The organism is Amazonocrinis nigriterrae CENA67 (assembly GCF_016056305.1).
GTDB lineage: Bacteria > Cyanobacteriota > Cyanobacteriia > Cyanobacteriales > Nostocaceae > Amazonocrinis > Amazonocrinis nigriterrae.
On sequence record NZ_JAECZC010000056.1, the window covers coordinates 1 to 12,213 of the forward strand.

General features: G+C 40.9%; 7 protein-coding genes. 3 read left to right on the forward strand and 4 right to left on the reverse strand.

What is annotated here, in order from left to right; translation table 11 throughout:
- Nucleotides 1–176 precede the first annotated feature (176 nt).
- The 3 genes from I8748_RS23510 to I8748_RS23520 all read left to right on the forward strand — a co-directional run bounded on the left by I8748_RS23510 (nucleotide 177) and on the right by I8748_RS23520 (nucleotide 7,058).
- Nucleotides 177–881 carry a hypothetical protein gene (locus I8748_RS23510; RefSeq protein ID WP_198127030.1) on the forward strand — a complete coding sequence of 235 codons (705 nt, stop codon included), beginning with the start codon at nucleotides 177–179 and terminating at the stop codon, nucleotides 879–881.
- 246 nt (nucleotides 882–1,127) lie between these two features.
- A complete protein-coding gene (locus tag I8748_RS23515; RefSeq protein WP_198126960.1) occupies nucleotides 1,128–4,880 on the forward strand; it encodes a CHAT domain-containing protein in 3,753 nt (1,250 codons plus the stop codon).
- A gap of 876 nt (nucleotides 4,881–5,756) precedes the next feature.
- A complete protein-coding gene (locus tag I8748_RS23520) occupies nucleotides 5,757–7,058 on the forward strand; it encodes a cytochrome P450 (RefSeq protein WP_198126961.1) in 1,302 nt (433 codons plus the stop codon).
- A 603-nt stretch (nucleotides 7,059–7,661) separates the two neighbouring features.
- On the opposite strand, the gene I8748_RS23525 is transcribed toward I8748_RS23520, so the two are convergent.
- From I8748_RS23525 to hpsN, 4 genes are all read right to left on the reverse strand, one after another.
- Nucleotides 7,662–8,300, reverse strand: coding sequence for a peroxiredoxin (locus I8748_RS23525; protein WP_198126962.1), 639 nt, complete (start codon nucleotides 8,298–8,300; stop codon nucleotides 7,662–7,664).
- Between the two features lie 415 nt (nucleotides 8,301–8,715).
- Nucleotides 8,716–9,891: a hormogonium polysaccharide biosynthesis glycosyltransferase HpsP gene (gene hpsP / locus I8748_RS23530; RefSeq protein ID WP_198126963.1), complete on the reverse strand. Its 1,176-nt coding sequence runs from the start codon at nucleotides 9,889–9,891 to the stop codon at nucleotides 8,716–8,718.
- 70 nt (nucleotides 9,892–9,961) lie between these two features.
- Entirely contained in the window at nucleotides 9,962–11,137 is a 1,176-nt protein-coding gene (gene hpsO, locus I8748_RS23535) for a hormogonium polysaccharide biosynthesis glycosyltransferase HpsO (RefSeq protein WP_198126964.1), read from the reverse strand.
- Between the two features lie 90 nt (nucleotides 11,138–11,227).
- Complete coding sequence (gene hpsN / locus I8748_RS23540) at nucleotides 11,228–12,208, reverse strand: hormogonium polysaccharide biosynthesis glycosyltransferase HpsN (protein ID WP_198126965.1); 981 nt, start codon at nucleotides 12,206–12,208, stop codon at nucleotides 11,228–11,230.
- Nucleotides 12,209–12,213: the final 5 nt, after the last annotated feature.

Genomic DNA, 12,213 nt, shown 5'->3' on the forward strand with positions numbered 1-12,213 from the left:
GGGCAGGGGGGCAGGGGAGCTGGGGAGATGGGGAATAACTATTGACTATTGACAACTGACAACTGACAACTGACCATTGACCATTGACTAATATGTACATTTTATTGACTGGATTAATGCGATAGTACAGTGCGATCGCTACAATCTTAGGTAAACAATATTTAATGGTACAGCAAATGCTCAGGCGGCTAGTTCAGTGGCTCAAAAGGTTATTCCAACGCTTGTTTGGTGGGCAAAAGACTCCTGCCAATGTGGGCACAGATGTACCAAAACAACCAGCACCACCTCTAACCGACACGGATCTAGAATTTCTGTTCTCCGAACTTCTTGAAGGCGTGCATCAGGCGCGAGGAGAAGCTTGGGCGTCAAAGTGGCTACAAAACATTGAACATCGTGTGTCCAAAGAACGTTGGTTAGAATGGTTACACCGATTTGGTGAAAGACTGCTAGCATCATCGACACCTAATAATGAATTAGCTGCTCGCTTAGTGCAATTGGGTGAGTTGGGTATCGGCGAAATCGGAGATACTGCTTATGATATTGGGATGCAAGTGTTGACACGCAATCAAGGCGAACCAATATGGGAATATGATGGGCCAGATGCGGCTAGCACGAGTTTATCGCTGGAAGATAGCTACCCAGTAACAGAACAACTAGGTGAGGGAGAAAACATCCCAGGCGAGGGAGAAAACATTCCAGTAGAGGGAGAATATCAAACTGTCACCCTAGATCAGTTATTTGTGATGTTGCAGCAGGATCAAAACTTGCGCCAACAGATAGCTCAAGAGCTGGCGCTTGAGACAGACGATCCTGAAGTTATCGTGCAAGAATTGATTAATCAATATAATGCATCCAATCAATCGACTACAGAGCAACCGTAATAGTTGTTAATTGTCAGTTGTCAGTTGTCAGTTGTTAATTGTCAGTTGTCAAAAGGCTAAAAGTTAACTTCTTCACCAATTCCCAATTCCCCATGCCCCAACAATAACAACTGACAAAGTTTTGTATATTTTTTATAACCATACGGCTCTAAACCCTGCTAAATCCAGTAGGTTTTAGGTAATTGCTAATATTTTTAAGACAACGCCGCTACAATCTAGGAGAAATAAAATCCAAGAGTATGGCAAATGCTCACGCAGCTAGTGCAGTGGCTTAAAACGTTTTCAAAACGCCCCGTTGGTAGTCAGCAGACTCGCGATCTCAGGACTGTAAAAGACCAGCAGGTGGTAGAACCACCTCAACTGAGTAATGCGGATCTGGAACTTTTGTTTAACCAGCTGTTGGAAGGTGTACATCAAGGACGAGGACAACAGTGGGCAATCAACTACCTACAGCGGATGGAAGATCGGATTAGCCTTGAGCGCTGGATAGATTGGCTGCTGAGCTTTGGTGAAAAATTGCTTCTATCACCTGCACCGAACCATCAATTAGCAATGCAGATGGTTCAGTTAGGTGAACTTGATATTGGCAAAGTTGGAGAACTTTCCTATGACATTGGCATACGGTTGTTAACACTGAACTCAAGTGAATGGTACGAAGATAACGAGGAGCCACAAACTGAAACTAGTACCACTGAAGATTTTGAAGCATCTGAAACTCTGTTCAATTCTCCAGGACAAGAGTTGATACGTAATTTAGGTGAGCTGTTATGGGAGTCTGACGATTTAGAAGTCGAACCCACAAGTGCAGTACCTGAAATTTCTACTCCTGAAGAAATTTCAGCCGAGAACATAAAAGAGGTGATTTGGGAATATCAAGCAGAACCAATTGAAACTACAGCTGTACCCGATTTTGTTGCTGATGAAGATGCAACGGAGAACTCACAGGAATGGGTGTATGAAGCAGCGGCTGAAACTGCGACTTCCATACCTCTGCTACCTCCTGCTGAGGAAGATGTGATCACCAACTTAAGCGAATTGTCTTTTGAGTATGAAGTGAGAAAAACTGAAATTACACCAGCAGAGCTTTTCGCTCATACCTTGGAGGCTGGTGTAGCAAACTTCTCAGGAGACGGAACTTGGGATCAGTCTTTGGCGAATTTAGAGCCAAATGTAGCTTACACCTTAGATGAATTGTTGGTGAGGTTAGATCAAAGTGCCCATTTAGTTCAGCAGCTTGCTTCTAATTTGGCAACTCAAACCAGCCATACTTCACTCAATCAATCGAATGCAGCTATAGAAGCACAAGCTTGGTTTTATCAAGGTTTGCAACAAGCTAAAACTGGAGATTTGTTAAGAGCGATCGCATCTTACGACCAAGCTATAGAATTAAATCCTGATGCGTATGAATACTGGTTTAATCGCGGGTTGACGCTGTTTCATTTAAAACATTTTACCGAGGCGATCGCATCTTATAACCAAGCCATAGAACTCAAACCCGATTACTACAAAGCTTGGTACAATCGGGGCGGCACTTTGGGCGAATTAGGACTATTTGACGAAGCGATCGCTTCTTTTGAACAAGCCATAGAAATCCAGCCAGATCACCCAGAAGCTTGGGCTGGTAAGGGTTTGGCACTGTTGAAGTTAGGGCGGCTGTGGGAAGCAGTTGCTAGTTATGACCAAGCTTTGCTACTACAACCCCAAGACCAGGAAAATTGGTATTTCCGAGGTGTGGCTTTGGCTGTCAGCGAGCAACATGAAGAAGCGATCGCTTCTTACGACCAAGCGCTGGCAATTCAACCAGACTACCACGAAGTTTGGATTGACCGGGGTGTTGTGCTGTTTAATTTAAAACGCTGGTCAGATGCGATCGCTTCCTGGGATAAAGCACTTGCAAGTCAGCCTGATTTCTACTTAGCTTGGTACAACCGGGGTATAGCTTTGGATAATTTGGGACGGCGAACTGAAGCGATCACCTCTTATCACAAAGCTATAACTATTAAACCTGATTTTCACTTAGCTTGGTACAATCAGGCAGTAGCACTGTTTTATTTAAAACAATTTACCCAGGCGATCGTCTCTTACGACAACGCTTTACAAATCAAACTTGATTATTGGGAAGCTTGGATTGGTCGAGGTACTGCTGCGGGTCATTTAGATAATGTTGACCTCTCCTTATCCACTGACATAGCGCTAACAAATCCTGCATTGCAGCAGGGAGGCTATGAAGGTAGACTGGCCAGCTACGAGGAAGGATTGAAACACGTCCGTTCGGATACCCATCCTGAAGGTTGGGGTAGGTTACATTTAGCGATCGCTAATGCCTATTATGACCGAGGTAGGAAACATTACACATCCTATGATGATTGGTATCAAGCCCTAAATGAATATAATCAGGCATTATCAACCCTGACAAGTGAAGATTTTCCAGAGTTACATCTGGAGGTTGTGCAATCTATGATTAAAGTCCTTCTGAGTTTGGGAGAAATAGCACAAGCACAAGAATTACAGGAATACAGCGCAGATATATTGCAACAATTACTCAGTGAACCAACTCGCTCTCATGAAAGTAAAAAACAGTTGGCTCTTAAATTTGCAGGCATTAGGCAATTAGCAGTTGATTTATATGTAGAATACGGTGATTTAGTAGAAGCTTGGGAAATGGCAGAACTGGGCAAAAACTCATGTTTAACCTGGCTGCTAGATGATTGGAAGGAAGAAATTTACTCACCTAGATATGACTCAGTTCAACAATTACTTAATCCGACTACAGCAATTATTTATTGGCATATTAGCCCAGTCGGTTTAAACACTTTTATTATTAAAGACCAAGCGCCATCACCCATTCTGGTTTTTATACCCATACAAAATGTAGGAACTATAGGAACCACTACCTATTTCAATGAATTGCCTTTACCTGAAGCAGTGAGACGCTTGATTAAATTTGAAGATTGGCTAGAAGATTGGAATCAGACCCACGAAGGATATCGTAGTCAAGCTCCAGATTATCACAATAAAAGCAGCCATTCCTGGCGATTAGAGATGGAACAGAGGCTACTAAAATTAAAAGATATCCTCCAAATTTCTACAATTGAACAGGAACTAGAAGGAATTACCCAATTAATTTTAATTCCTCACCGGGAATTGCACAGATTACCTCTTCATGCACTTTTTTCTCTTTCTTCCTACCAAGAATATTTGCCAAATCTAGAATCAAATTTTGCGATTTCTTATCTACCTAGTGTCCAAATAGGTTTATCGTTAAAGAATACAAATACAGGGCAATTTTTTGAACAGAAGTTACTCATTGTTGAATATCCAAATAACACAAGTTCTTCTACATTTAACTTTGCCAATTTAGAATCTGAAGTTGTTAGCCAAATGTTCAATAGCCGCCAACGCATCCAGGGAGAAAAAGCTAATAAAAATATTGTGGAAAGTGCTTTATTTAATAATTATTATAATATCTTTCATTTTACAGGACATGTTACCAACAATTGCCGTGAGCCTCAAAAATCAGAATTAGCTTTAGCAGGAGAAGATAAGCTCACTTTAGAAAATATTTACCAAGGCAATTTAGCTACTTATAGCTTGGTTACTCTCTCAGCTTGTGAAACAACTAGCAACCAGACTATTACTACTGAATATGTCGGTTTAGTCAATGGTTTTCTCTGGCGGGGAATTCCCCATGTAGTAAGTACTCTTTGGACTGTAGAATCTTCTGCTAGTGCTTTGGTGATCATCGAATTTTATCGAAGATTACAGCAAGAGAATTCGCCAACCACTGCTTTGGCAAAAGCAACGCTATGGCTGAAAGAATTAACTGCTGGAGAATTGGCGAAATGGTATGAAGAGTTATTAAATAATGTGCAGATTGAAGATTTAAAAGTTAGGGCTTATTTAGCAACACATCTGTATAAAAATAGTAAAATGCCGTCAAATAAAAAGCTTTATAGTCATCCTTACTATTGGGCTGCGTTTACCATATCGGGTAAATAGGAAACAAGAGGTTTGAAAGCCCTTTGGTATCTTTGTTTTATGCTTAGTCCTTGTCTTCAACTGTATGGAGCGTGTGGCATTTTGCGATCGCGCTTTTCTGGTTCCTTGGGGAATATATCTTTAAATAGTCTCCATTCTAGATTGCTTAATCCTTCAAATCGTCTAGTCATACCCTGATACAACTTACCGTTATCAACAGTAGATTATCATATTGCTGGTATTAGTGGGATAGGTTCATTAACGCTGGTGGCTTATGTAATTTTGGGAGCTTTTGCAGGCGTTTTTTACTCATTCTGAAATAAACGCAGATTAGCCGGATTACTCCAGGAAAACTAACCGTTATGAGTCAGCCACCCGTCAATCCAAAAAATTTTCTTTTCCATCGTTTATACACCAGCCTTGTGTCACGAAACAATAAGTCGCACATCGCATCAAGGCTACTATAAAAAAGTTCTGCCTAAATCATTCCATAAGTAGAAATTGTATAGCACGTATATCTTTTGCTCGACAGAGGTAAATTATTTATCAAACTTTTACACTGGGGTATCGCCAACTCTAATACCGTTTCTCTGTGAAGATGCACTTAATTTTATGAAACGAACCGCCCTTCGGGTTCAGCAGTGACGCTCCTGCGTCGCTAACGCTGCGCTAACGCAATCGACGCAAGGCCCCAAGATTGCGACTGCTTCACAAAGAACTCAAAGTACACAAAGAAAGAGAGAAGAAATTAGAAGAGTGCAAGCTTATAGAATAGAGAATTGGTATAAATCAGGAGAAAACCATTCATAGTTTAGTTGCAAAGACTTTTGGGTATGGAAAAACTTCAAAATGCATAAATAAATCCTACTTTGCAAACATCGTAATCTCCTACTAATTATGCATCCACCTATTACCCCATTAATTCCCCCAGAACATTTAGGATTGAATGGAGAAGATAAGCAAAGTGGTTTAGCAAAACACAATCAATCCCTAACTTATGACTTATTTGCACCAGAAATAATTGCTAATCCCTATCCATTGTACAAACGTATCCGCGAAGAAGATCCAGTTCACTATGAAGCATCCTTGGGCTACTGGATTTTAACTCGGTATCAAGATGTAGAAGCTGCCTTGCGAGATGAACGGCTTAGTGCGAACCGACGGACTTTATTTATTCAGCAATTGGGCAATCTAGATGTCAGTTTGATTCAAAACTTTTTGCAACTGGCGGATAACTCGATGATTGAAAAAGATCCACCTGATCACTCGCGGATGCGGAAACTAGCGAATCAAGGCTTTACAACCCGTGCTTTAGAAAGCTGGCGGGGCATTATTCAAAAAACGACTGATACCTTATTAGATCAAGTGCAACATCAGGGTTATATGGATATTGTCTCTGACCTATCTGTACCCTTACCTAGCTTAATTATCGCCAAGATTTTTGGTGTACCAGAAAGCGATCGCGCTAACCTAATTCAGTGGGCAACGGATATCAGTTCTTTCTGGGGCGTTCCATCTGGTAACAATATAGAAGAATTGGCGCAAAAAGCTGATACTAGTGCTGCTCAATTCACGGCTTTCATTAACCAACTCGTAGCTGAACGCCGTCAAAAACCAGGAACAGATATGATTAGCTTGCTGACAATGGCTTACACAGAGCAAAACCTGGATTTTGCAGAATTACCTTCCCTGTGCATTCTCATTCTCAATGCTGGCCGTTCAACTACTACTCATTTAATCCCCAATGGGGTATCAGCTTTGCTCAATCATCCCCAACAGCTACAGAAACTCAAGGATAATCCCGCCCTCATATCATCAGCTATTGAAGAAATCATCCGCTATGACAGTTCGGTGTCCTTTGTATTTCGCATTGCCAAAGAAGATATAGAAATTGGTGGTCAAAAAATTCTCGCAGGTAGTGTGATTGCTTTGGGATTAGGAGCAGCTAATCACGACCCAGCAAAATTTACTCTAGCAGACAATTTTGATATTGAGCGATCGCCTAATGAACATTTAGGGTTTGGCCCTGGTATCCATTTCTGTCTAGGTGCAGTTTTGGCTCGGATGGAATTAAATATTTGTTTCTCTACTTTGTTGAAGCGGTTCCCAAATCTTCAGTTTGATTCGACAAGACCCGCTCTTCCCCGTCGTAATACCTTTGTTTTAAAGGGATTTGATGCTTTACATGTGCGGTTCTAGTGAACAATGCGTCAAGAATTGAAGGTAAAAAACGTGAGTTCGATGACCTCTCCCTCCCGGCCTCCCTCTCCTAAAAGGCGCTAAGGTGTACACACTTTGTCTGAATTTGAAATGGAATCAGGGTTTTACCCCACCCTAACCCTGCCCTTATCAAGGGGAGCCACTGCGTTGGGCGGCTTTGCCGACTTGAAGCAAGTGGCGTGAGGGAACTAGATTTTCAATTTTTCCCCCCTTGATAAGGCAGGGCTGTTTCGTTCCCTAAAATAGGTAAAATTGCAAGATTCAGACAGATAAAAATTGAGAGCAAGCGCACAATTTTAGTAAAAATCCTTGCGCCTTCAACCCAAAATAGGCGATTTTTCTTTGCGTCTTTGCGCCTTTGCGTGAGATTATCCTCTTGACAAAATCCTAATCTGAGCGAATGAAACAGCCCTGCTTGATAAGGGGGGATTAAGGGGGGTAATACGACAAAGTGTGTACACGGTAGGGCGTGTGTGGGAAAGGGAAAAAGGTGCAAGCGTTGCTCACACCCTTCCTCCTGTGCAAAGACATCAAGATATAGTTTTGCGTCTTTGCGTCTAATGGATGAAATCGTTTTGGGATTTACTTGTTAGGTTGGGGAGTTAACCGTAAATATGGCTTGACTTCCTCATAACCTTTGGGGAATTTTTCTTTGAGGACTTCTGGATCTTTGAGAGAGGGGACAATTACTACATCATCGCCATCTTTCCAATCAGCTGGTGTAGCTACGCTGTAATTATCAGTTAATTGCAGCGAATCAATGACGCGCAAAAGTTCATCAAAGTTGCGTCCAGTGCTGGGGGGATAGGTGAAAGTGAGACGCAGTTTTTTGTTGGGGTCAATAACAAAAACAGATCGCACTGTTACAGCGGCGTTAGCATTGGGATGAATCATGTCGTAAAGGTCAGAAACTTGACGATCCGCATCTGCCAAAATTGGGTAGTTGAGACTGGTGTTTTGAGTTTCTTCGATATCTCCCACCCATCCATTGTGGGATTCTACACTATCAACGCTCAGAGCGATCGCTTTAACGTTACGCTTGTCAAATTCTGGTTTGAGTTTGGCAACTGTACCTAATTCTGTTGTGCAAACAGGTGTAAAGTCAGCAGGATGAGAAAACAGCACTACCCAGCTGTCACCCGCCCATTCGTAAAAATCTATGTCGCCATGTGTGGAGGCTTGCTTAAAGTTTGGTACTGTATCACCAAGACGGAGAGCCATGAGAGATTCCCTGTAGTAAATAAGGCATGTGTCTTCTATTTTGCCATGATGACATAAAACCCTCATTCACCAATCGGGCATTAGCAGTTTGAAACAAAATTTTAAGTTGTCAGCATATTTATTAGGGAGTGGGGAGTAGGGAATAGGGAGTGGGGGATATTCTTTTTTAAGTTTGGTTGTGGAATTTTTCCCTGAATGGCTGGGTTGAAAAGCCTACTTTGACAAATATCGATGTAGATAGGTCATGCCTAATGCCTGACGATGAAATTTTTTATTAGGACTTTGTTATAAGTATTAACAAATTTTTAACTGCCTATGATGATATTCATATTTCTCATTATTGTCAAAGCAACTCTAGCACCCATTTGGCAAAAGCTGCTGTTGTATGCGTTGAATTAGGCTAAAATTAGCAGGGTCAATGCTTTGCCAGTATTTCCTGGTAAGCTTGAATTATTCGGCGAGCGATCGCATCCCAACTGAAATTTTGCAATGCATATTTTTGGGCATTTAATCCCCTTTGCTGGCATTCTTGGGGATTTTGCAAAGCTTGTTGCACTAACTCAAATAGCGTTTGCACATCTGTTGTACCCACCCAGCCCGACTGACTATCACGTACCTGCTGCCAAATATGCACTTGGTCAGAGATAACTACAGGTATGCCTGCTACCATTGCCTCAGCTACGGCAATGCCAAAGTTTTCATAGTATGAAGGTAAAACGAATAAATTAGCAGCTTGTAGTAAACTAGCTTTTAACTCACCACTAACAAAGCCTGTGATTGTAGTGTGCGATCGCAATGGTGAATTCTCAATTTGGGATTTTATCTTTTGCTCGTAATCTGGGTCTTGAGGATTTATTCCAGCTAATACAAAATGAAAATTGTACCCTTCATATAGCAGTTTCTCTAAAGCTGGAATCAACAAATTCAAACCCTTTTTCGGGTCAATACGGGACATAAACAAAACCAAAGGCAAATCCTGTGGAATGCCTAACCGACCACGCACCAAACTCCCCTCATTTCTTCGAGGGGGAATTACACCCAAAGGAATCACTAAATCTTGGGTAATGACTCCAAATCTTTCTGATATTTTTGCTTCTTGTTCACTAGTAAAATGAATTGCTGCTGCACCAGCTAAATTACGACGTTCTATAATTTCCACATAAAGCTGTTTCAATTGCTTTTTCTTCTGCAAATCAGCTGGGTCAAGAGTACCTAAAGGACGCAAAATATAAGGTAACTTTTGCTGACGGCACACAATTGCAGCAGCACTACTTATAGGAGAAAATAAAGCATGAATATGTGCCAAGTCAAACTCACAAGCGTGAAGTTTTAGCCATTTTAGTAAATCTAGCGAAAATTTGTAGCGTCGAAACGGGGCACAACGAAAGTAAATTATTTCATAGCCATCTTGTTGAATTGGGCTATTTAAAGGAACATCTAAAGGTTGTTGACCATTATCGCCATTACTATCTGTGGTGAGAATTGTAACTTTCACACCTTCTTTTGCTAAAGCGGGGGCTAGCCCTAGTACCATTTGACTAGGGCCGCCATAAATCAAGGAAATTGAGGGGACAATTTGTAAAATTTTCATTTTCTTATTAGTTGTCAGTTGTTAGTTGCTATTGACCACTGACTACTGACCACTGACCACTGACTAATGACTAATGACTATTGACTAATTCTTGATAAAACTCAAACTGCTGCTTTGCTAAAGCTTTATTCGTGTATTTTACCATTGCTTTTTGATAACCCCTTTCACCAAGAGTTTGGGCAAAATCGGGTTTTTCTATTAATTGAACTAAGCAATCAGCCAAGGCTTTAGCATCTCCTTCAGGAAAAATCAAACCATCATCACCAATTACATGAGGAATTTCACCAGAATTTGAACCAATTACAGGAACTTGACAAGCCATTGCTTCAATGAGGACATGACCAAATTGTTCTTTCCAGCCAACAGAAGTTAAGGTTTTAAAGTTGTAAGTTGTTTCTGAAGGCAGTACTAGAGTACTCATTAAATTTATATAACTGGCTACTTCGTTATGAGGAACGCTTTCTACTAAAATCAAACGTTCTTTGATATTGTTTTCTGTAGCAATTTTGATTATTTCTGTTTGTAGCGGCCCGCGTCCCAATAGTAATAATTTCCAAGATTTATCTTGTAAGGTTACTAATGCTTGCAGCAGCGTTAACAACCCTTTTTCCTGAACAAAACGCCCCACAAATCCCACTACAAAATCATCTGATTTTATCCCCAGTTTAGCGGCTAATTCTGGCTGGGCTTTGGGAGTAAATAAAGTTTCATCTACACCAAGCTGTGGCATAACTTTAATTGAACCTTGGTATCCCCTTTGCCGCAAAATTTCTGCACCGTCCTGATTACCAGAGATAATGCCGTGGCTATGATTAAGGTTATATTTTTCTAATAATGCAATTGGCAATTTTAATTCATATGGCAAATTCCACCAAGTGAAAAATATATTTTTTGCTTTGAGATTTAATAGCTGATTTAAGACAATCATTTGAGTATATGCCAGTCCTCTTGAACCTTGTTCTACCTGGATTACTTGAGGACGGAATTCCTGGAACAAACTGATCAAATCTGCACCAAATGTCAAAAGTCCCTGATGATTTTGGCTGAAATTAGAAACAGGGACTATTTTAAATGCGCCTTCATCTCGGTATTGAGTTTCAATAATTTTGTTTTGTACACCACCAGGTTTCCAGCTTTTGGGAACTACAACTGTGACCTCAATTCCGGGTTCTAATTGAGATAAAGCGCGTAATTTTTCACAATTCAGGTCAACTATATAAGTGTGACTGGCAACTAAAATTTTCATGGATATTGGGTAGTGGATAGTTGTTAGTTGTCAGTTGTCAGCTGTCAGTTGTTATTATTTGTTTTTTTCCTACTGATCACTGACTAATGACTAAACTTGTTGATCAAGACGACTATAAATTTGTCCATCATTCCATGGTGATTGAATGACACTACCCAAGGCTTTGAGGAAACCCAAAGTATAGAAAAGGGCGCGAGTAGCTATTTTGATAGGCGAACCGCTTTTGTGACAAGGTGGACGCCCCAGGACGTGACAGTCAAATAAACGGGCGTATAGGCGTAAAGCTTGGCTAACGTTGAGGTTCTTTAGACCTAATAAGAAATGGTTGTGGTAAAAGGTGAGTTGATATTTGAGCGATCGCATACTAATATCATGACAACCCCCAGTTTCTTCGCCTAAATGTATTAAATGTGCCTCTGGGTCATACCAAATTTTATATCCCGTCTTTCGCACCCGCAAACAAAAGTCTGACTCTTCGCGTACTGCACTACCGCGAAATCTTTCGTCAAACTTTAGCCCATATTTAAAAAATATTTCGCGGCGAAAAGACATATTGCAACCCCTGGCTGTCAGGACTTGCTGGGGTTTAATGGTATGTACCAAGTCAATGTGATACCAAGCAATTCCTGGATCCATAGCTTGGGGGGGAAGATATTCAATCTCCAATTTTCCCCCAGAATCGCCCAATTTCATTCTGTCAAATACCCGCCCGGCAACAGCCCCCACTTCTGGATTTTGCAAGTAGTTTTTCACATGGGCAGCTAAAAAACCAGGTGGTAATTTTACATCATCATCAATAAATAAAATTATTTCACCAGCACAGCGCCGCACACCATAATTACGTGCCCCTGGTAAACTTGCCCAATCTAAATGAAACCATTTAATTTTACCTGCTGCTGCTTGTTCTTCTAGATAAGCTTGAATTTCTGGTTTATGTTTGGGAGATTGATCTACTACTAAAACTTCAAAGTTGGCATAATCCTGATTGAGGACATCCACAATACTATCTTGTAATGTTTCGTCTCGCCCATAGGTTGGTATGATGACAGAAATTAAAGGCAGATTATTCATGTGCT